Origin of the sequence: Promicromonospora sp. MS192 (genome assembly GCF_049532985.1) — a bacterium.
GTDB lineage: Bacteria > Actinomycetota > Actinomycetes > Actinomycetales > Cellulomonadaceae > Promicromonospora.
In genome coordinates this window covers 2,438,004-2,458,189 of sequence record NZ_CP186693.1, presented here as the reverse complement: position 1 = coordinate 2,458,189, position 20,186 = coordinate 2,438,004, and the positions used below count along the sequence as shown (strand labels likewise).

The window sequence follows — 20,186 nt, the reverse complement described above, 5'->3', positions numbered from 1 at the left end:
GCTGACCGGTTGGGCCGGTGCAACCGACCGAGTTGACCGGCTGGGTCGGTGCATCCGACCGAGCTCACAGGTCAACGCGCGCCGCCGGTGGTGCTTGCCAGCGGTAGCGCAGCGAGACCATGCGCAGCCCGAACACGAGCACCGCGACCACCCAGCCCGTGACCAGGCCGAACCAGCCGGCCCAGGAGGCGAGCGCGGTGAGCCCGGCCCCGAGCAGTGCGGGGATGGCGTACAGGCCGCGGGAACGGAAGATCTGGGGCACGTCGTTGGCCACGACGTCCCGGATGACGCCGCCCCCGACCGCCGTCACGACCCCGAGGATCGACGCCGCCGCGTGGTTCATGCCGGCATCCAGCGCCAGGAGGGTGCCGGTGACCGAGAAGAGGGCCATGCCGGCGGCGTCGAAGGTGAGCAGCACGTCATGGAACCGGTGCACGACGTGCGCGAAGAAGTACACGACCAGCGCGGCGACGAGGGGAGGGACGAGATAGACGGGCGAGTCGAAGGCCCGCGGCACGCCGTCGTCGAGGATCACGTCGCGCAGGATCCCGCCGCCGAGCCCGACGCAGGTGCCCAGCAGCAGCGACCCGACGATGTCGAACCGGCGCCGCACCGCGAGCAGGGAGCCGGACACGGCGAAGAAGAACACGCCCAGGAGGTCCGGGACGACATGCGTCCACGCCACGGTGAGCTCCTTTCGACAGGGGAGGCCGCCCGGCGCGCACGCACCGGGCGGCTCCACTGTTACAGAAGCCGTGCGTCGCGGCGAAACGCGGGCAGGCGCAGCCAGGTGGCGGCCCGCCACACCCACTCGACCGGGCCGTAGACGAACCGGCGCAGCCACAGCCGGCTCAGCACGGACTGCGCGGCGATGATGCCCAGCGCGAGCAGCACCACGGGCAGCACGCTCGTCATGTGGCCGTAGTCCACGAAGAGCGTGGTCAGCGCCACCACCAGGGCCGCGGTGACGTAGTTCGTCAGGGCCATGCGGCCCAGCGGCTCGAAGACGGCGGCGATCACGCGACGCGCGGGAGTGCGCCAGAGCATGGCCAGACCGGTGGTGTACAGCACGGCCATGACGAGGCCGGCGATGCCGCCGGCGTTCGAGAACCGCGGGTCGCCGGGCATGCCGAGCTGCCAGAGCAGGGCGGGCACCGTCAGCACGGCCGCACCGGCGAGGACGACGGCGACGGTCCGTCCCGCGGACTCCAGGGCACGGGGCAGGCCGTAGGCGGCGGCACCTGCGCCCAGCAGGACGAGGCCCGGCGTGGCGGCCAGGCCGCCGCCGAGGAACGCGTACGCCACGACCGTGAGCGCGGCCCCTGCGCCGAGGACCACCCAGCGCGGCGCGAGGCAGACCACGGGCAGCACGAGCAGACCGACGACGCCGTACTCGACCAGCACGTTCCCGGGGTACACGAGCATCAGGAGCCCGCCGATGAGCGCGAGCGCGACCAGGCGCCGGGTCAGCACGAGCCACGGGCGCGGCGAGCGCGCGCGGGCGCCGTCGAGCACGATCCACAGGCTCATGCCGAACAGGAACACGAAGATCGGCACGAAGCGCGTCTGGACGGTGAGGTACAGCGCGTCGAGCACCGGGTCGGGCACCCGGGACCCGCCCTCCAGCATGCGGTCCATCCCGACGCGTGCAATGTCCACGGCGTTGACCAGCAGGATGCCGAGCACCGCGAAACCGCGCAGCGAGTCGATGAACCGCCACCGCTGCCGGGTTCCGGTCCGAGGGTCTGTCGTCGGTGCAGTCATGGTCATGCCCGCCATCCAACCGCCCGGCCCGGCGGCCCGTCGTCCGCCCACGGAACCAGGTTTCGCGCTGCCCGGTCGGGGTGAACCCTGGGCCGCCCGGCCGGGGGCGTCAGGGTCGCCCCGCGACGTGCGCGGCGTACCGGGCCACGAGCCCGCGGATCTCGGACGGTTCGTAGACCTGCCGGCCCAGGAGGAGCGCCGCCTCGGGACGGCCGTGCTCGGCGCAGTGCGCCCGGACCTCAGCGGCCTCGTAGAGGTCGAGCGACGGCAGGTTGGATGCGCGCCCGGAGTCGACGAACGTCGCGGCCGGAGCAAGGTCGTCGAAGAACACCCACCGGTCGTCCAGCTCCACGGCGGCGCCGCGGCAGACGAGCACGTCGACGGTCTCCACCGCGCCGGGCAGGGCGGGATGGTCGACGACGGCGGTGTACTCGCCCCGCTCCTCGTCCGGTCGGGCGTCCCAGCCGTCGGTGTCCTGGCCGTAGGCGCGGCAGACCGACGTCACGAGGCCGCCGTCGAGCGGGAGGCGGGGCGAGGAGTCGGGTGAAATCGCTGTGCGGGGCGACATATCGATCCTTCACGTAGTATTGCCCGGTCCTGTTCGCGGGCTTTTGGGCGGTATTTCCATGCTTTTACATGGAATTCCCGTCGGTTCTCACCCTGTGTGCGGAGCGATGTGCGGGGGGTGCTTCGCCGGGGTATGTCGAGCGGGTGGTGCTGGCGGAGGAGAAAGAGGGGCCGGGCTAGCCGGCGGCGGCCGCGGCCACCGGCAGGAGCCGGTTCCAGTCGACCGAGGAATGCAGCATCTGGGTGAGCCCAATTCGCTCGACCGGGATTTTCACATCGTGAATTGAGTCCTCGAGCTCTTTGTGCCACGTATCGGTGGTGGCGAGCACGATGCGGGCCGTGAAAGGCGCTTTGTTCGACGCCGCGAGAAATGGCGCGACATCCGCCGGGGACAAAGGCTGCGCCGGGTCGTGGAACTTGCACCGGACGGCGACGAGCCGCTCGGTGTCCTGCTCGCGTGCGACCAGGTCGATCTCGTCGCCCAGTCCCTGGTGGCCGGGCCATTCGTCCCACGACCAGACCGCGTCGAACGCGGCCGTGCACTCTGCGTCCGTGCGCAGGAATGCCTTCATCAGCTCCTCGAACTTCTCGTCCCGGTCGGTCTCGGACTCGGACCGGAACATGTAGTCGTCGAGGAGGTCCTCCAGTGCGGCCATATCGGCATTCTGTCAAGAAATGCCGGGGACCGCTCTCCGGGCCGGAAAGTTCACCGTTCAATTACCGGCCCGGTGGTGATGCGTGGCCGGATCAGCCGAGGTTCAGCACGCGCCGGGCGTTGTTCGCGTACAGGGCGGGCAGCAGGTGCGCGGGGAGCGCGGCCCCGGAGATCTGCCAGCGGCCCTGCGGCGGCACCTCCACGCCGGGCGCGTAGTCGAAGGCCTCGTCGTCCGTCTCCAGGAAGCGGAAGTGGACCTCGAGGTCTGCGGGCGACAGCGGGAAGGCGTCGGTGCCGAACAGCACACGGTCCGGGAAGCTCTCCACGAGGCGCCGGAACCGCCGGGGCTGGCGGCCGAGCTCGCCGAGGCGGCCGGCGATGTCCACCACGAGGTTGGGCGCGGCGCGCAGGAGCCGTTCCACGCGGTCGAGGTCCTCGGCGACGCAGCCGACGTGCGCACCGATGTACCGGGTGCCGGGCGTGGCCACCAGCAGCCGCTCGAACGCGTCCAGGAGCTGGTCGAAGGACGGGTAGCGCTCCCGGTCGGCGAAGGACCAGTCGGGCTGGCCGGCCAGCTCGTCGAACCGCTCGTTGTGCTCGTCCAGCGGTTCGAAGAAGGCCTTCGGGTCGGCCACGTGCACCAGGGCCGGCAGACCGAGCTCACCGGCCAGGGCGAGCACGCCGGCCACGCGCGGGTCGTCGGGGCGCACGAGCTCGCCGTCGGGCCCGCGGACCGTGAGGCCCACGTTCTTCCACACCTTGACGCCGCGGGCGCCGCGCGCGGCGCTGTCGCGGAGCTGCTCGTGGATCTCGCGCTCGCCGTCCGGGCGGGCCAGGAGCGTCCAGTCGATCTGGCAGAACGTGACGAACCGGCCCGGGTGCGCGCGGTCGTACCGGTCGAGGTTGGCGTCCAGCTCCTCGCCCCACAGCCCGTCCAGGTTGACGACGGTCTCGATGCCGGCGTCGTCCATCATCCGCAGGAGCGCGGCGACGTCGGGTGCGCACCAGTCCTCGGTGAGCCAGCGGCCGAGGTGGTTGTGCACGTCGACGGCACCGACCGCCGCCCGGCGCACGCGCGTGACGGGCACGGAGACCTGCGGGCGGGGCGCCCAGTCGACGAGCCGGAGGTCCGGTACTGCGGTCCCGGCGGGCCCACCCGCCCCCAGCGGGTCGTGAACGTGGCTCATGACTGCCTCCTCGGCTTCCCAGGAAAGTGCTCGACGTGATCGTGTCGCCCCCAGAGGATCGGGCATGCGTGCGCAGATTGCCGAGTTGTTACGCGATTCAATCACTCGGAATGATCGAATCCGCCAGTCTTGGTGACTCCCGCGCAACAGTCGAGCACCATGGGCGACGACGGCGCCCGGTAGGCGGTGCCGGGACGACGACAGGAAGCGGCACCGTGAGCATCAGCACCATCACCGAGCGTGAGATCCGTAGCCAGCCCGAGGTGTGGACCCGTGCCGCCGCCGCGGCGGCCGACGGCGCGCGGGTGCTCGGCGCCCCTGGCGAGCGTGTCCTGGTGCTCGGCTGCGGCACCAGCGCGTTCGTCGCCGAGTCCCTCGCGGTCCTGCGCGAGCGCGCCGGGCTCGGCGAGACCGACGCCGCCTACGCGTCCGAGTGGACGCCGGGCCGCACCTACGACCGCGTGGTCGTGATCAGCCGCTCGGGAACCACGAGCGAGGTGCTCGATGCGCTCGCCCGCGTGCCCGCCGGCACTCGCACGGCCGCCGTCGTCGGCGTGGCCGGGACGCCCGTGGCGCAGGCCGCGGACGAGGTGCTCGTGCTGGACTTCGCGGACGAGGAGTCGGTGGTCCAGACGCGCTTCCCGACCGCGGTGCTCGTGCTGGCGCGCACCGGGTTCGGCGAGGACCTGACCGCCGTCGTCGAGCAGGCCCGCGCCGCGCTCGACGCCCCGCTGCCGGTCGACGTGACGGCGTTCGAGCACTTCGTGTTCCTCGGCCGGTCGTGGACCTACGGCCTGGCCCAGGAGGCGGCGCTCAAGATCCGCGAGGCCGCGCAGGCGTGGTCGGAGTCCTACCCCGCCCTGGACTACCGCCACGGCCCCGTGGCGGTGGCGGGACAGCGGAGCCTCGTGACCCTCTTCGGCGACGCCGACCCCGTGCTCGCCGCGGACGTGGAGCGCACCGGCGCGACCGTCCGGCACGACGACCTCGACCCCCTGGTCCAGCTCGTGCAGGCACAGCGGCTCGCGGTCGAGGTCGCGCGGTCGCGCGGGCTGGACGCGGACACCCCGCGCCACCTGACGCGGTCCGTCGTGCTCGGCTGACAGAACAACCACCCAGAACGCAGAAGAGACGAGGACGATCATGCTGCGTCACCCCCTCCGAACCACCCGCGGACGCGGCGCCCTGGGCGCCGCCTCCCTCCTCGTGGCCACGGCCCTGCTCACCTCGTGCTCGTCGGGCACGCAGGGCGCGACCACGCTCGACAAGGACGCCGACGTCACCCTCACCTGGTGGACGGGTCAGGCCGACCAGGCCCAGACCATCCTCACGGGGCTCGCCGAGGAGTTCGAGCAGGAGCACCCCAACGTCACCATCGAGGTCTCCTCGGGGGCGCCGTCGACCGAGGACCTGCTGCAGAAGCTGTCGTCGTCGTTCGCCGGCGGTACCTACCCCGACATCTCCTACGCGTTCGGCTCGTGGGCGAGCGAGCTCGCCGAGTCGGAGCGCACGCTCGACATCACCGAGCAGGTCTCCGACCCCGCGGTCGGCTGGGAGGAGTTCTCCGGCGCGGCGCGGGCGACGGCCCAGCCGACGGGCGAGGCGACCATCGGGTTCCCCGCCGTGGTGGACAACATCTCGCTGATCTACAACAAGACCGTCTTCGACGAGGCCGGCGTCGAGTACCCCACCGAGGACTGGACGTGGGACGACTTCCGCACCGCGGCCCGTGAGCTGACCGACCCGGAGACCACGACCTACGGGTACGGGTACTCCGTCTCGGGCTCCGAGGAGACGACCTGGCAGTTCTGGCCGCACCTGTGGCAGAACGGCGGTGAGATCCTGGACGAGTCCGGCACGGAGGCGACCTTCGACTCGGAGGCCGGCGTCGAGGCGCTCACCCTGCTGCGCGACATGGCCGTCGAGGACGAGTCCGTGTACCTGGACCAGACCGACACGAAGTTCGGGCAGATCTTCGCCAGCGACCAGATCGGCATGATCACCTCCGGCCCCTGGTCGCTGTACGACCTGCAGGTGGCCGGCACGGACTACGGCGTGGTGCCCCTGCCCGGGACCGACGGCGACCACACCACGATCTCCGGCGCGGACCTGTGGGTGCTCTTCGACCACCAGGACGCCAACCGCGAGTACTGGTCCTACGAGTTCACCAAGTGGCTCACCGACCCGGAGCAGGACGTGCGCTGGAACGTCGTCTACGGCAACCTGCCGCTGCGCGAGAGCGAGATCGACTCGCCGGAGTTCGCGGCGCAGGTCAAGGAGATGCCCGGCCTGGACGTCATGGCCGCGAACAGCGCCAACGCGACCATCCCGCGGCCCACCGTGCCCGGCTACGTGAACCTCTCCGAGGCGATCGGCACCGCCATCTCGCAGGTGCTGCAGGGCCAGGGCGAGCCCGCCGAGGCGCTGGAGAAGGCCGCCGACGAGGCGACGGCCGCGCTGGCGGACAAGTGACCGCGACCGCCGTCCAGACCCGGCGGCCGGGCTCGGCCCGCCGGGTCCGGGAGGGGCTCACCGGCTGGGGGTTCGTCGCCCCGGCGACCGTCATCGTGCTGGGCCTGTCGATCTTCCCCGCGGTCTGGGCGTTCGTGCTGTCCCTCCAGGACTGGAACGGGTTCTCCACGCCCGAGCCCGTCGGGTTCGACAACTACCGCGAGATGGCCGGCGACGCCGACCTCGCCGCGGCCGCCGGCCACACGCTGCTGTACACGGCGTTGTTCGTGCCGGCCTCGGTGCTGCTGGGGCTCGGCCTGGCGGTGGCGCTGAACCGCCGGATCGTCCTGGTCGGCGTGTACCGCACGCTGATCTTCCTGCCGTTCGTCGTGTCCGCCGCGGCGACGGGCATCCTCACCACCTACCTGTTCAACCCGCAGTTCGGGCTGGTCAACAACGTGCTGCGCGTGCTCGGCCTGCCGCAGCAGGGCTGGCTGGAGGACCCCCACCAGGCGATGGTGGTCATCGCGCTCATGTCCCTGTGGGGGCAGGCCGCGTTCACCACGGTCATCTACCTGGCCGCGCTCCAGGACATCCCGGCCGAGCTCACGGAGGCGGCCCGGGTCGACGGTGCCAACCGGTGGCAGTCGTTCTGGCACGTGACGTTCCCGCAGCTCGCGCCCGTGACGGTGTTCGTGGCGATCTGGCAGACCATCCAGTCGATCCAGCTCTTCGACCTCGTCTACACCACGACGCGGGGCGGGCCCCTGAAGTCCACCGAGACGATCGTCTACTACCTGTGGACCTCAGCGTTCAAGGACCTGGAGTTCGGGTACGCGTCGGCGGTGGCCTACGGGCTGTTCGCCGTGACCCTCGCGATCACCATCGGCGTGACGATCTACTCGCGCCGCAGCACCGTAGGAGGACTGGGATGACCCTGCTCGCCTCGCCCCGGGCCGACGTCTACGGGCAGCCGGAGCCGGAGGCCGCGCCGCGCCGCAGGCGGCGCACCGGCTGGTGGCACCTCGTCCTGGTGCCGGTCGCGCTGCTGTTCGCCACGCCGTTCGTGCAGATGTTCCTCACGTCGCTGACGCCCGAGTCGGAGATCAACCGGTTCCCACCGAGGTTCTTCCCCTCGTCGCTGACCCTCGACGGGTACGCGAAGCTGTTCCGCGACTCCGACGTGCTGCTGTGGACCGGCAACACGATCCTCGTGTCGGTGGTCGCCGTGGTGTCGCACCTCGTGCTGTGCTCGCTGGCCGGGTACGGGTTCGCCCGCTTGAAGTTCCCCGGACGGCAGGTCGGGTTCCTCCTGATCGTCGCCACGATCATGATCCCCACGCAGCTGCTGATGGTGCCCACCTACGTCATGTTCGCCCGCGTGGGGCTCATCGACACGCTCGCCGCGGCGATGGTCCCGTGGCTGGCGTCAGTGTTCGGCATCTTCCTGATGCGGCAGTTCTTCCTGTCGCTGCCGGCGGAGCTCGAGGAGGCCGCCGAGCTCGACGGCTGCTCGCGCTTCACCACCTTCTGGCGCATCATCCTGCCGCTGGCCCGGCCGGCGCTCGCCACCCTGGCGATCTTCACGCTGCTGAGCTCGTGGAACGACCTCGTGTGGCCGCTCATCGCCATCAACGACCCCGGCGCGTTCACCCTGCAGCTCGGCATCACAAACTTCCAGGGCGCACGCCGCACCGACTGGTCGCTGCTCATGGCGAGCAACGTCGTGGCTACGCTGCCCCTGATCGCGTTCTTCGTGTTCGCCCAGAAGCAGTTCATCGCCACCATGACCTTCACGGGAGTCAAGGGATGACCCACCAGACCGCTGGACCCGCCTCGCGGCCCGTCGTGGTGGCCGGGGACGCGAACGTCGACCTCGTCCTGCGCGGCGACGTCGTGCCCCGGTTCGGCCAGGCCGAGCAGCTCGCCGACTCGGGCGACCTGGTGCTCGGCGGCTCGGCGAGCATCGCGGCGTCCGGCGTCGCGCGGCTGGGCGTACCGACGTCGCTGGTCGCACGCGTCGGGGCCGACACGTTCGGCACGTTCACGCTGGACGCGCTGCGGGCCTGCGGGGTCGACGTCGGCGCCGTCGAGACGTCGTCCGACGAGCCCACCGGGCTGTCCGTGATCCTGTCCACTCCGGGGGACCGGGCCATCCTCACCGTGCCGGGGACCATCCCGACGCTGACGGGGGAGCGGCTCACGCAGGTGCTCGACGGGCGCCGGCCCGGGCTGCTGCACGTCGCGTCCTACTTTCTCCAGCCCGGGCTGGCCGCGGCGCTGCCCGGTGTGCTCGCCCGCGCCCGGGAGCAGGGCTGGACCACGAGCCTCGACACCAACTGGGACCCGGCCGAGAAGTGGGCCGGGCTGGCCGACGTGCTGGGCCACCTGGACCTCCTGCTGCCCAACCGCAACGAGCTGCGCGCCATCGCGGGCGCCCTCGGGGAGCCGGCCGACCTGGACGACGTCGAGCTCGCCACCCGGCTCGCCCGCCGCGGCCCGCGGGTCGTGGTCAAGGACGGAGCCGACGGCGGCTGGTCGGTAGGGCCCGACGGCGCCGTGGTGCGCGCGCCGGGCGTGGCCGTCGACGTGGTCGACACCACCGGTGCGGGTGACAGCTTCGACGCGGGGTACCTCGCGGCGCTCGCGTACGGGGTGGGCAACGAGCAGGAACGGGTGCGCTGGGCGACCGTCGCCGGGTCGCTCTCCACGCTCGGCTCCGGCGGCACCGGGCGGCAGGCCACGCGCGCCGACCTGGAGCGGGAGCTGACGCGGTGATCTCCGCGCTCGCCCTCAGCCCGTCGCTCGACGTCACCTACGTGGTCGAGGCGCTGGAGGGGATCCAGCGGCCGCTCTCGACCCACCGGGTGGCGGGCGGCAAGGCGCTCAACGCGGCCCGGGCCGCTTCCGCGCTCGGCGCGCGCGTGTCCGCGGTGGCGGTGCTCGGCGGCGGCGCGGGGCAGGACGTCGCGGCCGGCGCCCGGGCCGACGGCGTGGACCTGCACGTGGTGCCGGGGGAGCCGACGCGGAGCTGCGTGTCGGTCTTCGCCCAGGACACGGGCCGGCTCACCGAGATCTACGAGCGGGCCGTACCGGTCTCGGTGAGCGCGGCGGCCGCGGCGGTGGACGCCGCGGTCCGGCTCGCGGCCTCCCGGCCGGGCTGGTGGCTCGTCTCGGGCGGCCTGCCGGCGTCGGCGCCCGCGGGCCTGCTCGCCGACGTCGTCGGCCGGTTGCGTGACGCCGGGGCGCGCGTCGCCGTCGACAGCCACGGTGCGGCGCTGCGCGGCGCCGTCGAGGCCCGGCCCGACCTGGTGAAGGTGAACCGCGCGGAGGCGCTGGAGCTGGTGGGCGGCGGCGAGGAACAGGCGGCGCCGGAGCTGCTCGCCGCCGTGCACGAGCGCACCGGGGGGCTGGTCGTGATCACCGACGGCGCGGCCGGGGCCTGGGGCACCGACGGCGAGCGGGTGCTGCGCGCGACCCTGACCGGGCACACCGGCGGCTTCCCGGTGGGCAGCGGCGACTCGTTCCTGGGCGGCCTGCTGGTCGCGCTCGACGGCGGCTCCGACCTGGCCGGGGCGCTGTCCCTGGCCACGGCGGCCGGCACGGCGAACGCCCAGGTCCCGGGCGCGGCGATCCTGGACCCGGCCCTGACCCGCACCCTGACCTCGCAGGTCGAGATCACCGCGTCCCCGGGCAGCCCGCGACGAACGTAGAGATCGTCGCTCCGTGAGCCGTCATGGAGCGACGATCTCTCCGTTCGGCGGACCTCCCTCAGTCCGGGACCACCTGGATCTCCACACCCTCCGCCTCGATCGCGGCCAGGGCCTCAGGGTCCGCGGACGAGTCCGTGACCAGCACGTCGATCTCTGCCAGGTCGGCCACCTTGGCCAGGGTCACGCGGCCCACCTTCGACCCGTCGGCCACGACCACCACGTGCTCGGCGTGCGCCAGCATCGCGTGGTTGGTGCGGGCCTCGGTCTCGTCGTGGGTCGTGGCGCCGCCGCGCACGCTGATGCCGTCGGTGCCCAGGAAGGCCGTGCCGACGTTGATCGCGTTGAACGTGTTCTCGGCCAGCGCCCCGACCGCCTCGAACGAGCTGGACCGGACGAACCCGCCCGTCATGATCACCTTGAGGTTGCTGCGCGAGGCGAGCTCCGTGGCGGTGGTCAGCGCGTTGGTGACGATCGCCAGGTCGGGCCGGGTGGCGAGCGCCCGGGCGACGGCGGCCGCCGTCGTGCCGCCGCTGATCGCCACCGAGTAGCGGCCCGGTGGGAGCAGGCCCGCCGCGTGCTCCGCGATGCGCACCTTGGCGTCCCGGAACCGGTTGTCCCGCAGCAGCACCGGCACCTCGGTGGTGGGGTCGAGCGCCCGGACGCCGCCGTGCGTGCGCACGAGCAGGCCCTGCTCCTCCATGGCGGCCAGGTCGCGCCGCATCGTCGCCGAGGAGACGTCGAGCTCCCGGACCAGGTCGGTGAGCCGCGTGGTGCCCTGCTCGTTCACGTAGGTCAGGGTCCGCATCATGCGTTCGGTGCGCTTGTGCGAGATGGCGCGGGGGGTCTCCGCGGTGGCCGCCATACCGTTCCCTTCTCGAATCGCTCACTCGGATTGATCGTTTATCGCGAATTCTGATCGTATTCTTGCACATCTCGCGCGAGCCCACGGATGATCGACGCCATGGTCAGCATCGCGTTCATCGGCGCCGGGAGCGTCGTCTTCACCCGGCAGCTCGTCGCCGACATCCTGCGTTTCCCCGAGCTTGCGGACGCCCGCCTCGTGCTCCACGACATCGACCCCGAACGGCTGGGGATCGCCGAGGCGACGGCCCGGCAGGTGGACCGGCAGCTCGGCGGGCGGGCGACCGTCGTGGCGAGCGCGGACCGGCGGACGGCGCTGGAGGGCGCCGACTTCGTGATCAACATGATCCAGGTGGGTGGCGTGGAGGCCACGTACAAGGACCTTCAGATCCCCGAGCGGTACGGGCTGCGCCAGACCATCGGTGACACGACCGGCGTGGGCGGCATCTTCCGCGCCCTGCGGACCTTCCCCGTGCTGACGGCGCTCGCGGCGGACATGCGCGAGCTGTGCCCGGACGCGTGGCTGCTGAACTACACCAACCCGATGGCGATGAACGTCTGGTGGCTGTCCGTGGTGGCCCCGGAGCTCAAGGTTGCCGGTCTGTGCCACAGCGTCTACTGGACGGCGCACGACCTCGCGGAGCTCGTGGGCGTGCCGGTGGAGAAGACCCGCTACCGTGCGGCGGGCGTCAACCACCAGGCGTGGCTGCTGGAGTGGGAGCACCAGGGGCGGGACCTGTACCCGCTGCTGCGCGAGCGCATCGCGGCCGACCCGGAGCTGGAGCGCCGCGTGCGCGTCGAGATCTTCCGCCGCATCGGCTACTACCCGACGGAGACGAGCGAGCACTCCTCGGAGTACCTGTCGTGGTTCCTGCGCTCGGACGCGCAGATCGAGCGCTACCGGCTCCAGCCGCTGGAGTACGTGGGCATCAGCCGGGAGAACCTCGCCGAGCTGGAGCGGGCGCGGCAGACGCTCGCCGCGGGCGGCGACCTGGAGCTGGAGGAGGGCGCGAGCGAGTACGCGCCGCAGATCATCCACTCGCTGGTGACCGGCACGCGCCGGGAGATCCACGTCAACGTGCCCAACCGCGGGCTCATCGACAACCTGGGCCAGGACGCCGTCGTCGAGGTGCCCGCCGTGGTGGACGCCGACGGCGTGGCGCCGGTCGCGATGGGCGCGCTGCCGATCCAGTGCGCAGCCGTGAACCAGGCGTACGTCTCGGTGGGCCGGCTCACGGTGGAGGCGGCTCGCACGGGAAACCCGCTCCTGGTGCGCCAGGCCGCGCTGATGGACCCGAACACGGCCTCCACGCTGACCCCGGAGCAGATCTGGGCCCTGTGCGACGAGCTGACCACCGCGCACGGCGACCTGCTGCCCGAGGCGCTGCGGGCTCCCGTCCCGGCGGGCGTCCTGTGACGCCGGCGCGCACGGGCGACCTCGTGGCGGACGCCGCCCGCGCGGGCGGCGCCGTGCTCGCGTTCAACGTGATCACGCTCGAGCACGCCGAGGGCATCGCCGAAGGGCTGGAGGCGGCGAGTGCGCCCGGCATCCTCCAGGTGAGCGAGAACGCGGTGCGGTTCCACGGCGGGCGGATGGCGGCCCTGGTCGCGGCGTGCCGGGAGGTCGCGGCCTCGGCCGGCGTGCCGCTGGCGGTGCACCTGGACCACGTGCAGGACGACGCGCTCGCCCGGTCGGTGGTCGCCCAGGCGGGGCGGCTCGGCATCTCGTCGCTCATGGTCGACGCCGCCCACCTCGACTACGAGGACAACGTCGCCACGACGGCGGACCTCACCGGGGCCGGTCACGGCCAGGGACTGTGGATCGAGGCCGAGCTCGGCGAGATCGGCGGCAAGGACGGCGCCCATGCGCCGGGCGTGCGCACCGACCCCGAGGAGGCGGCGTCGTTCGTGGAGCGAACCGGGGTGGACGGCCTCGCGGTCGCCGTGGGCAGCTCGCACGCGATGACGACGGCGACCGCCGAGCTCGACCTCGACCTGGTCGCGCGCCTCGCGGAGCGCCTGCCGGTGCCGCTGGTGCTGCACGGCTCCTCGGGCGTGCCGGTGCCGGCGCTGCGGGCGGCGATCGCCGCGGGGATCCGCAAGATCAACGTGGGCACGGCGCTCAACGTGGGCTACACGGCCCAGGTGCGGCAGTACCTGGCGGGCGACCAGAACGTCACCGACCCGCGCAAGTACCTGAGCCCGGCGCGCGCGGCGATCCGCGACACGGTCGCGGACCTGGTCGCAGCCCTGTCCTAGCGAGGAGATCTCATGTCTGTCGGGCACCTGGCGATACCGCTACCGGATCGGCTCCCGCCCGGTGGACTTCACGCCCGCGATCGACGCCGGGGCGGCGTCGTACCCGATCTAGCCGTCGCCCGCCCGGCCCGCCGAGCAGGCGGGTTCAGGCGTCCCAGGCCTGCGTGAACTCGGCGAGGTCGATGCGGCCGTCCTGGTCGTGGTCGGCCTTGCCGAAGATCTGCTCCAGGTCCTTGTCGCTCGTCTCCTCGCCGCGGGTCGCCATGGCCTGACGGAACTCGTCGGCGGTGATGCGGCCGTCGCCGTCGCCGTCGAACTCGACGAAGGTCCGGGTGAGTTCGTCATCGGCAGTCATGGGGTCGTACCTTCCGCACGGGGGACATCGGTCGCGGACATGCAACCACAGATCCATCCAGATGTGCCCCGAATGTCGGGTACGGTGCGGCGTGCCGCCCGTCGTCGTCCGGAGGAGCAGACATGAGGCTGTACGCGGCCGCGCCCGCGCGGTGCGCCCGGCAGGTGCTGGGTGACCTGCTCCTGCTCGCGTGGGTCGCGGGCTGGGGGTGGGCCGGGCTCCAGGCCCGGGACGCGATCGAGGTGCTGGGCCGGCCGGGCCGCGAGACGGCGTCGGCGGCCGACGAGATGGCCGGCCGGTTCCACGACGTCGAGGGCCGCATCGACGGCATCCCCGGCGTGGGTGACGACCTGGCCGCCCCCTTCCGCGGGGCCGCGGACGCGGCCGAGAGCCTGGCAGCCGCCGGCCGCGCCCAGGCCGAGACGGTGGCCGACGTGGCGCTGCTCGCCGGCCTGGCGGTGTTCCTCGTGCCCGTGCTGCTGGTGGCCGTGCTGTACGTGCCGCTGCGGGTGCGGTTCGTGCGTCGCGCGAGCGCGGGGCGGCGGCTGCTCGCGGTGGACCCGGCCCTACTGGCCCTGCGTGCCCTGACCAACCAGCCGCCGCGCGCCCTGGCCCGCGTCTCGCCGGACCCCCTGACGGCCTGGCGCGACGGCGACGCCGACGTCGTGCGCAGGCTGGCCGACCTGGAGCTCCGGTCCCTCGGCGTCAGGCGCTGACGCTCGCCTCCGACAGGAGACGGGCCAGCTCCGCCGGGCGGGTGAACATCGGCCAGTGCCCCGAGTCCAGGTCGACCAGGTCGAGGTGCTTGGCCCGGGCCAGCTCCGGCACGTCGCCCGCGTCGATCCACTCGCGTGCCTGCGCCGGCGAGAACTCCGGGCACACGACGGTGACCGGCACGTCGAACCGGCGCTCGTCGCGCAGGCGCACCACGCCCCGGGCCACCCCCGCCGGCACGGGGACCGCGGCGGCCGCCAGGGTGGCGCGCGTCGCCTCGTCGAGGTCCGCCGAGTCCGGCCCCTCGAACGGGCCCCAGCCCGGGAACGGCATGACGCCGTCCGTGATCTCGAACAGGTCGGCGTACGGCTTGCCGTCGTCCCACGGGAAGCCGCCGACCAGCACCACTCCCGCCACCGCCTCCGGCCGGGCGTCCGCGGCGAGCCAGGCCAGCGTGCAGGCGGCCGAGTGCCCCACGACCAGCGGCCGCCCGGGCGCTGCGTCGACGGCGGCCAGCACCGCGGCGACCTGGTCGTCCAGCGTGGCCGACGTGGTCCCGTCGCCCTGGCCCGGCAGCGCGACCGCTACCGGCCGGTGCCCGAGGCTCTCGAGCTCGGGGACCACACGGTCCCAGGCCGAGGCGTCGAGCCAGAGGCCGCCGATGAGCAGGATGTCCATGGTTCTCTCCCGTCGTGAGTCGCGGCCCGGCGGGCCGCCTGAGCTCCACGGTAGAACCAGTTCCGGACGTTCTACTTCCGGATCATGACGCCGATGAGTTTTGTGGTCCCGCTCGTCTGATCCTGGGAGAACCGCACCACGCGGACCCCCGGCTCCAGGCCGGCCCCGGACAAGGAGATCCCCCATGCGCACCATCGTCGCCACGCACTTCGTCTCGCTCGACGGCAAGGTCGACCCGACCGGCGGCGACCCCGAGCTGCACGACACCGCGTGGACCTTCAAGGTCGTCGCGCCCGCCCCCGAGGCCTACGAGCTCAAGGCCACGGAGCAGGAGGAGGCCGCCGGGCTGCTGCTCGGGCGTGCCAGCTACCAGATGTTCGCGCCCGTCTGGCCGGACATGGAGGAGTTCCCGCGCTACAACGTGCTGCCCAAGTACGTGGTGTCGACGACGCTGACCGAGGACGACCTCGTCGGCAACTGGGGCGAGACCACGATCCTGCGCTCGCTGGACGACGTCGCCCGGCTCAAGGAGAGCGGCGACGGCGAGCTCCAGGTGCACGGCAGCGTGTCGCTGACCCGCGCGCTGGCCGACGCCGGCCTGATCGACGCCTACCACCTGCTGGTCTTCCCCGTGCTGCTGGGCCAGGGCAAGCCGCTGTTCAGCGACGCCGACAAGCCGGCCCAGAAGCTCGACCTGGTGGAGCACGAGGTCTACAAGAACGGCGTGCAGAAGCAGATCCTCGAGGTGGTGCGCCCCTAGCCTGCTCCTAGGGTGGTGACGTGCCGTCCGAGACCAGTCCCACCGCCCGCGCGCTGCGCGCCCTGGAGGTTCTCCAGACCCGCCCCGGCACGACGGCGAACGAGCTCGCCGACCGGCTGGGCGTCACCGAGCGTGCCGCCCGCCGGTACGTCGAGATCCTGCGCGAGGCCGGGGTGCCGGTCACGTCGGCCCGCGGCCCGCACGGCGGGTACCGGCTCGGCCGGGGCACCCGGCTGCCGCCGGTCATGTTCACCCAGACCGAGGCGCTCGGACTGGTCATGGCCGTGCTGCACGCCCACCCGGAGGCCGACGACCTGGTCGGCACCGCGCTGGGCAAGGTGATCCGCGCCCTGCCCGAGGACGTGGGCCGGCAGGCGGCCACGCTGCGCGAGCACGCCTCGGCCGCACCGGACCGGTACGCGGCGCGCCCGGACACCGCCGTCACCAGCGACCTGGTCGCGGCCGTGGCCGCCCGCCGGCGGGTGCTGGTCACCTACCGTGGCGAGTCTGGCAGCGAGTGGGTGGCCGAGGTGGACCCGTGGGCCGTGGTGGTCCGGTACGGGCGGTGGTACCTGCTGTGCCACTCCCACCGGGCCGGCGCGGTCCGCACCTACCGGGTGGACCGGGTGCGCGCCGTCGAGCGCACCACGACCGCCTTCACACCGCCCGACGGGCTCGACCCCGTCGCCGCGCTGGAGGAGCACCTGGGCACCGGGTGGCAGTTCGCCACGCGCGTCGTCTTCGACGCGCCCCTCGCCGACGTCGCGCCCTGGGTCGGGGCCCAGATGGGCCGGCTGGAGGCCGTGGGCGACCGGTGCGTCCTGGTGGGCAGCACCCGGAACCCCGCGATGTACGCCCAGGAGTGGCTGGCGAGCGTGCCGTTCGCGTTCCGCGTCGAGGGTGGCCCCGAGCTGCGGGCGGCCGTCGGGGCGCTGGCTGAGCGGCTGGCGGCCGCCGTCGCGGAGGCCGCCGACGGGCCGCAGGCCCCGGGTCGTTGACCGGGAGCTGCTGTGCGAGCATGCCGTCATGACCCCGCGACGTGTCGGCATCATCTGGAACCCGGCCAAGACGAGCCGGGCGGACCTCGCCTCCGCCCTGGACGACGCCGTGCAGGCCGTCGGGGCCGAGCCCGAGGTCCGGTGGTTCGAGACCAGCGAGGACGACGCCGGCCAGGGCGTGGCCGCCGAGGCGGTCGAGGCCGGGGCGGACGTGCTCGTGGTGGCCGGCGGCGACGGGACGGTCCGGGCGGTCGCCGAGCACCTCGGGCAGAGTGGCGCCGACGTGGAGCTGGGCATCGTGCCGCTCGGCACCGGGAACCTCCTGGCCCGCAACCTGGGCGTGCCCCTGGGTGACGTGACCGGGGCCTTCCTGCGCGCGCTCACCGGCGACGCGCGCACCCTGGACCTGGGCTGGCTGGAGGTCGAGCTCGCCGGTGGCACCGCACGGCACGCGTTCGCGGTCATGGCCGGGTTCGGGCTCGACGCGCACATGATCACCGAGACCGACGACGACCTCAAGGACAAGGTGGGCTGGCTGGCCTACGTGGAGTCCCTGGGGCGTGCGGTGACGGCGAGCGAGCCCCTGGAGGTCCACCTCACGGCCGACGACGAGCCGCGCGGCCAGGACGACGTGCACACGCTCCTGGTGGGCAACTGCGGCACCCTCCAGGGCGGCCTCAACCTCCTGCCCGACGCCGACCCCGGCGACGGCGAGCTCGACCTGCTGCTGCTGAGCGCCGACGGCGCGGCAGGGTGGGCCGACACGCTGCGCAACCTGGTCTGGGACAACGGGATCAAGCGCCTCGCCACGGGTGGCGGGAGCGCCGAGAGCAGCCAGAGCACGACCCACCGGCGCGTCCGGACCCTGCGGGTGGAGCTCGCGGAGCCGCGCGTGTTCGAGATCGACGGCGAGGACCTCGGCGAGGCCCGCCGGGCGGACGTCACCGTCCAGGCGGGAGCGGTGCGGGTGCGCTGACCGGCGCGCTCACCGGGTGCGCCGCCCGCCGATGGCCCAAGATGGGTCGCAGGGGGCCGACGACGAGCGACCGAGAGCACGGAGGGCCACGATGGGACGCACCAGCAGCACCGAGCACACGAAGCACCGCGGCGGGGGACTGCGCCGGCTGATCACGCTGGCGGCGATCGCGCTGACCGCCGCAGCCGTGGTCAAGGAGCTGCGCACGCCCGAGGAGGAGCGCACCTGGCACGGCAAGGTCGCGTCCGTGGTGCCCTACGAGTTCCGCTTCCCCACCCTCGAACGGGCCCGCGAGCGACTCTGGAACCCCGAGGCGGAGCACGTCGTGGGGCCGCGCGTGTTCGGCGTGGGATGGAGCCTGAACGTGGGCAAGGTCGTGGCGATGGCGCGGGCGAAGCTCGGCGCCTAGCGGGTGCGGTTCGCCCGCAGGATCTCCTCCTGGTACGGCGCGACGACCGAGCCGGACACCCGGCAGTCCAGCAGCAGGAAGGGCCGCTCGGCGACCGGTTCGGCGGTCCACTCGGCCAGGCGGTCCAGGTCGGCCAGGGTGCGCACCACCACGCCCCGGGCGCCGACGGCGGCCGCGAGCGCGGCAAAGTCCGTCTCGGGGATGAGCATCGGGTCCTCGGCCAGCCCCTGGCGCCCGTACACGTGGACCTCGGCGCCGTAGGCGGCGTCGTTCCAGACGACGGCCAGGCCGCGGCCGCCCGCGGTGCGCACCGCGGTCTCCAGGTCGGCGAGCGCCATGAGGCCGCCGCCGTCGCCGGTGGTGAGCACGACGGTGGCGTCGGGGCGGGCTGCGGCGGAGCCGGGCACGCTCGGGAAGCCGAGGCCGATCGACTGGAAGGCGGTGCCCACCATCATCATCCGGTCGGGCGAGGCGACGGGCCAGTACATGTTGGCCCAGCCGATGAAGTGCCCGCCGTCCGAGACGACGACGCGGTCGGCGGGCAGCAGCCCGGCGAGCCGGTGGGCGACGGTGCGGGGGTCGAGGCGTCCGTCGGGGGCGAGGCCGTCGGCGGGGCCGGTGTCGTAACGGCGCGCCGCGGCGACGTCCACGGTCTCGCGCCAGCCGGACGGCTTGGCGTTCTGCGCGTGCAGCTCGTCCACCAGGGCGCGGGCGACGAGGGCGGCGTCGCCCCGGACGAAACCGCCCACGTGGCGGTGGGTGGCGGCGGGCGCGATGTCGACCTGGACCACGCGGGTGCCGGGCGCGAACAGCTCGCCGAACCGCATCGTGAACTGGTTGAGGGACGCGCCGAGCACGACGACGACGTCCGCCGCGCGCACGAGCTCCATCGCCCCGGCCGCGCCGAACCCGCCCGCCACGCCGAGGTCGTAGCGGCCGTCGGGGAAGACCCCGCGCCCGAGGGCGGTCGTGGTGGTGAGGGCACCCGTGGTCTCGGCGAGCTCCCCGAGCACGTCGCCGGCGCTCGCGAGCCAGGCGCCGCGGCCGGCCAGCAGCAGGGGACGCTCGGCGTCGGCGAGGTGCCGGGCCAGGTCGGTGATGGCGGCGGCGTCGAAGGGCCCGGCGGGGGCCAGCGGGCGAGGCAGCACCGGTTCGGGCGCGTCGGGGACGGGCCCGGCCTCCAGGGCCGCGACGTCGTAGGGGATGGCCAGCACCACGGGCACCCGGTAGGTCAGGGAGTGCTCGATGGCGATGACGCTGGTGGCGGCGGCGTCGGCACGGCCCACCGTGTAGGTGCGTGCGCCCACGGCGGCGGCCAGGGCGATCTGGTCCACGTCCCACGGCCGCGGGCCGGACGTCGGCTCGTCGCCCGTGAGCAGCACGAGCGGGACGCGCGCCTGGGCCGCCTCCGCGAGCGCGGTCAGGGCGTTGGTGAAGCCCGCGCCGTAGGTGGCGGTGGCGGCGGCGATGCGGCCCGACGCGCGGAAGTAGGCGTCGGCGGCCACCACGCCGCCGGCCTCGTGGCGCACGGCGGTGAACCGCGCGGTCGTGGACCGGGTGAGGTCGTCGAGGAACCAGGCGTTGCCGTTGCCCATGACGCCGAAGACGTGGTCGACGTGACGGGCGACGGTACGGGCGACGTGTGCGGACACGGTGGGCACGGGGCCTCCAGGGGAACAGTGACGGATGAGTGGTGCAGTCCGTATGTGTCCCGGGCGGGTCCGGTTCGGGGCCCGTCGCGCGCCCCTTTTTCGAGCGCAGGCGGGAGATGATCCGCCTCGACGCGCCGAGTATAACCACGGGCCGGGCCGTCGAGAGGGCGGTCCGGGCGGCTCGGGA

General features: G+C 73.2%; 22 protein-coding genes. 13 read left to right on the top strand and 9 right to left on the bottom strand.

The window, feature by feature from the left end:
• Positions 1–64: 64 nt before the first annotated feature.
• From ACO229_RS11090 to ACO229_RS11070, 5 genes are all read right to left on the bottom strand, one after another.
• Complete coding sequence (locus ACO229_RS11090) at positions 65–685, bottom strand: trimeric intracellular cation channel family protein (protein ID WP_423464934.1); 621 nt, start codon at positions 683–685, stop codon at positions 65–67.
• Between the two features lie 59 nt (positions 686–744).
• Positions 745–1,770 carry a DUF418 domain-containing protein gene (locus ACO229_RS11085; RefSeq protein ID WP_397433722.1) on the bottom strand — a complete coding sequence of 342 codons (1,026 nt, stop codon included), beginning with the start codon at positions 1,768–1,770 and terminating at the stop codon, positions 745–747.
• 103 nt (positions 1,771–1,873) lie between these two features.
• Positions 1,874–2,332 (bottom strand): hypothetical protein, encoded by a 459-nt coding sequence (locus ACO229_RS11080; RefSeq protein ID WP_423464933.1) that lies wholly within the window; start codon positions 2,330–2,332, stop codon positions 1,874–1,876.
• A gap of 175 nt (positions 2,333–2,507) precedes the next feature.
• Positions 2,508–2,987: a hypothetical protein gene (locus ACO229_RS11075; RefSeq protein ID WP_397415459.1), complete on the bottom strand. Its 480-nt coding sequence runs from the start codon at positions 2,985–2,987 to the stop codon at positions 2,508–2,510.
• A gap of 91 nt (positions 2,988–3,078) precedes the next feature.
• Positions 3,079–4,173, bottom strand: a complete 1,095-nt coding sequence (locus ACO229_RS11070; RefSeq protein WP_423464932.1) for an amidohydrolase family protein — start codon at positions 4,171–4,173, stop codon at positions 3,079–3,081.
• A gap of 215 nt (positions 4,174–4,388) precedes the next feature.
• On the opposite strand from ACO229_RS11070, the gene ACO229_RS11065 reads away from it, so the two are divergent.
• Genes ACO229_RS11065 through ACO229_RS11040 form a run of 6 tightly spaced genes read left to right on the top strand, consistent with a single transcriptional unit; the run spans position 4,389 to position 10,337 of the window.
• Entirely contained in the window at positions 4,389–5,276 is an 888-nt protein-coding gene (locus tag ACO229_RS11065) for an SIS domain-containing protein (RefSeq protein WP_423464931.1), read from the top strand.
• A 40-nt stretch (positions 5,277–5,316) separates the two neighbouring features.
• On the top strand, positions 5,317–6,645 hold the full coding sequence (locus tag ACO229_RS11060; protein WP_423464930.1) for an ABC transporter substrate-binding protein: 1,329 nt from the start codon (positions 5,317–5,319) through the stop codon (positions 6,643–6,645).
• Positions 6,642–7,559, top strand: a complete 918-nt coding sequence (locus tag ACO229_RS11055; protein ID WP_423464929.1) for a carbohydrate ABC transporter permease — start codon at positions 6,642–6,644, stop codon at positions 7,557–7,559. Before ACO229_RS11060 ends, ACO229_RS11055 begins: the two co-directional genes overlap by 4 nt.
• Entirely contained in the window at positions 7,556–8,437 is an 882-nt protein-coding gene (locus ACO229_RS11050; RefSeq protein WP_397415470.1) for a carbohydrate ABC transporter permease, read from the top strand. Before ACO229_RS11055 ends, ACO229_RS11050 begins: the two co-directional genes overlap by 4 nt.
• Positions 8,434–9,402 carry a carbohydrate kinase family protein gene (locus ACO229_RS11045; protein ID WP_423464928.1) on the top strand — a complete coding sequence of 323 codons (969 nt, stop codon included), beginning with the start codon at positions 8,434–8,436 and terminating at the stop codon, positions 9,400–9,402. Before ACO229_RS11050 ends, ACO229_RS11045 begins: the two co-directional genes overlap by 4 nt.
• Positions 9,399–10,337: a 1-phosphofructokinase family hexose kinase gene (locus ACO229_RS11040; RefSeq protein ID WP_423464927.1), complete on the top strand. Its 939-nt coding sequence runs from the start codon at positions 9,399–9,401 to the stop codon at positions 10,335–10,337. The genes ACO229_RS11045 and ACO229_RS11040 overlap by 4 nt, the downstream gene beginning before the upstream one ends.
• A 58-nt stretch (positions 10,338–10,395) precedes the next feature.
• Here the strand turns inward: ACO229_RS11040 and ACO229_RS11035 are convergent, their stop codons facing one another.
• A complete protein-coding gene (locus tag ACO229_RS11035; RefSeq protein ID WP_397415478.1) occupies positions 10,396–11,199 on the bottom strand; it encodes a DeoR/GlpR family DNA-binding transcription regulator in 804 nt (267 codons plus the stop codon).
• Positions 11,200–11,298: 99 nt separating this feature from the next.
• On the opposite strand from ACO229_RS11035, the gene ACO229_RS11030 reads away from it, so the two are divergent.
• Both ACO229_RS11030 and ACO229_RS11025 read left to right on the top strand, forming a co-directional pair.
• Positions 11,299–12,615 carry an alpha-glucosidase/alpha-galactosidase gene (locus ACO229_RS11030; protein WP_423464926.1) on the top strand — a complete coding sequence of 439 codons (1,317 nt, stop codon included), beginning with the start codon at positions 11,299–11,301 and terminating at the stop codon, positions 12,613–12,615.
• Positions 12,612–13,457 (top strand): class II fructose-bisphosphate aldolase, encoded by an 846-nt coding sequence (locus tag ACO229_RS11025; RefSeq protein ID WP_423464925.1) that lies wholly within the window; start codon positions 12,612–12,614, stop codon positions 13,455–13,457. The genes ACO229_RS11030 and ACO229_RS11025 overlap by 4 nt, the downstream gene beginning before the upstream one ends.
• Positions 13,458–13,602: 145 nt before the next feature.
• Here the strand turns inward: ACO229_RS11025 and ACO229_RS11020 are convergent, their stop codons facing one another.
• The gene (locus ACO229_RS11020; protein WP_397415484.1) at positions 13,603–13,812 is read right to left on the bottom strand and encodes an EF-hand domain-containing protein; all 210 of its coding nucleotides are present in this window, start codon (positions 13,810–13,812) and stop codon (positions 13,603–13,605) included.
• 122 nt (positions 13,813–13,934) lie between these two features.
• Here ACO229_RS11020 and ACO229_RS11015 point away from each other — a divergent pair, with 122 nt between their 5' ends.
• The gene (locus ACO229_RS11015) at positions 13,935–14,528 is read left to right on the top strand and encodes a hypothetical protein (protein WP_397415486.1); all 594 of its coding nucleotides are present in this window, start codon (positions 13,935–13,937) and stop codon (positions 14,526–14,528) included.
• Here the strand turns inward: ACO229_RS11015 and ACO229_RS11010 are convergent.
• The gene (locus tag ACO229_RS11010; protein WP_397433705.1) at positions 14,518–15,204 is read right to left on the bottom strand and encodes an alpha/beta fold hydrolase; all 687 of its coding nucleotides are present in this window, start codon (positions 15,202–15,204) and stop codon (positions 14,518–14,520) included. The two genes, ACO229_RS11015 and ACO229_RS11010, sit on opposite strands and share 11 nt — an antisense overlap.
• 184 nt (positions 15,205–15,388) lie before the next feature.
• Between ACO229_RS11010 and ACO229_RS11005 the strand changes: the two genes are divergently transcribed.
• The 4 genes from ACO229_RS11005 to ACO229_RS10990 all read left to right on the top strand — a co-directional run bounded on the left by ACO229_RS11005 (position 15,389) and on the right by ACO229_RS10990 (position 18,347).
• Complete coding sequence (locus tag ACO229_RS11005; protein WP_397433703.1) at positions 15,389–15,964, top strand: dihydrofolate reductase family protein; 576 nt, start codon at positions 15,389–15,391, stop codon at positions 15,962–15,964.
• Positions 15,965–15,984: 20 nt separating this feature from the next.
• Positions 15,985–16,962 carry a helix-turn-helix transcriptional regulator gene (locus tag ACO229_RS11000; RefSeq protein ID WP_397433702.1) on the top strand — a complete coding sequence of 326 codons (978 nt, stop codon included), beginning with the start codon at positions 15,985–15,987 and terminating at the stop codon, positions 16,960–16,962.
• A 28-nt stretch (positions 16,963–16,990) separates the two neighbouring features.
• On the top strand, positions 16,991–17,938 hold the full coding sequence (locus ACO229_RS10995) for a diacylglycerol/lipid kinase family protein (protein ID WP_423464924.1): 948 nt from the start codon (positions 16,991–16,993) through the stop codon (positions 17,936–17,938).
• 91 nt (positions 17,939–18,029) lie between these two features.
• Positions 18,030–18,347 (top strand): hypothetical protein, encoded by a 318-nt coding sequence (locus ACO229_RS10990; protein ID WP_423464923.1) that lies wholly within the window; start codon positions 18,030–18,032, stop codon positions 18,345–18,347.
• Here the strand turns inward: ACO229_RS10990 and ACO229_RS10985 are convergent.
• Positions 18,344–20,008 carry a thiamine pyrophosphate-binding protein gene (locus ACO229_RS10985; protein ID WP_423464922.1) on the bottom strand — a complete coding sequence of 555 codons (1,665 nt, stop codon included), beginning with the start codon at positions 20,006–20,008 and terminating at the stop codon, positions 18,344–18,346. The two genes, ACO229_RS10990 and ACO229_RS10985, sit on opposite strands and share 4 nt — an antisense overlap.
• Positions 20,009–20,186 lie beyond the last annotated feature (178 nt).

Coding starts and splice junctions, on each gene's coding strand:
- ACO229_RS11085 (WP_397433722.1), bottom strand. CDS start 1,770: ATGACCATGACTGCACCGACGACAGACCCTCGGACCGGAACCCGGCAG.
- ACO229_RS11080 (WP_423464933.1), bottom strand. CDS start 2,332: ATGTCGCCCCGCACAGCGATTTCACCCGACTCCTCGCCCCGCCTCCCG.
- ACO229_RS11075 (WP_397415459.1), bottom strand. CDS start 2,987: ATGGCCGCACTGGAGGACCTCCTCGACGACTACATGTTCCGGTCCGAG.
- ACO229_RS11070 (WP_423464932.1), bottom strand. CDS start 4,173: ATGAGCCACGTTCACGACCCGCTGGGGGCGGGTGGGCCCGCCGGGACC.
- ACO229_RS11060 (WP_423464930.1), top strand. CDS start 5,317: ATGCTGCGTCACCCCCTCCGAACCACCCGCGGACGCGGCGCCCTGGGC.
- ACO229_RS11050 (WP_397415470.1), top strand. CDS start 7,556: ATGACCCTGCTCGCCTCGCCCCGGGCCGACGTCTACGGGCAGCCGGAG.
- ACO229_RS11045 (WP_423464928.1), top strand. CDS start 8,434: ATGACCCACCAGACCGCTGGACCCGCCTCGCGGCCCGTCGTGGTGGCC.
- ACO229_RS11035 (WP_397415478.1), bottom strand. CDS start 11,199: ATGGCGGCCACCGCGGAGACCCCCCGCGCCATCTCGCACAAGCGCACC.
- ACO229_RS11030 (WP_423464926.1), top strand. CDS start 11,299: ATGGTCAGCATCGCGTTCATCGGCGCCGGGAGCGTCGTCTTCACCCGG.
- ACO229_RS11020 (WP_397415484.1), bottom strand. CDS start 13,812: ATGACTGCCGATGACGAACTCACCCGGACCTTCGTCGAGTTCGACGGC.
- ACO229_RS11015 (WP_397415486.1), top strand. CDS start 13,935: ATGAGGCTGTACGCGGCCGCGCCCGCGCGGTGCGCCCGGCAGGTGCTG.
- ACO229_RS11010 (WP_397433705.1), bottom strand. CDS start 15,204: ATGGACATCCTGCTCATCGGCGGCCTCTGGCTCGACGCCTCGGCCTGG.
- ACO229_RS11005 (WP_397433703.1), top strand. CDS start 15,389: ATGCGCACCATCGTCGCCACGCACTTCGTCTCGCTCGACGGCAAGGTC.
- ACO229_RS10995 (WP_423464924.1), top strand. CDS start 16,991: ATGACCCCGCGACGTGTCGGCATCATCTGGAACCCGGCCAAGACGAGC.
- ACO229_RS10990 (WP_423464923.1), top strand. CDS start 18,030: ATGGGACGCACCAGCAGCACCGAGCACACGAAGCACCGCGGCGGGGGA.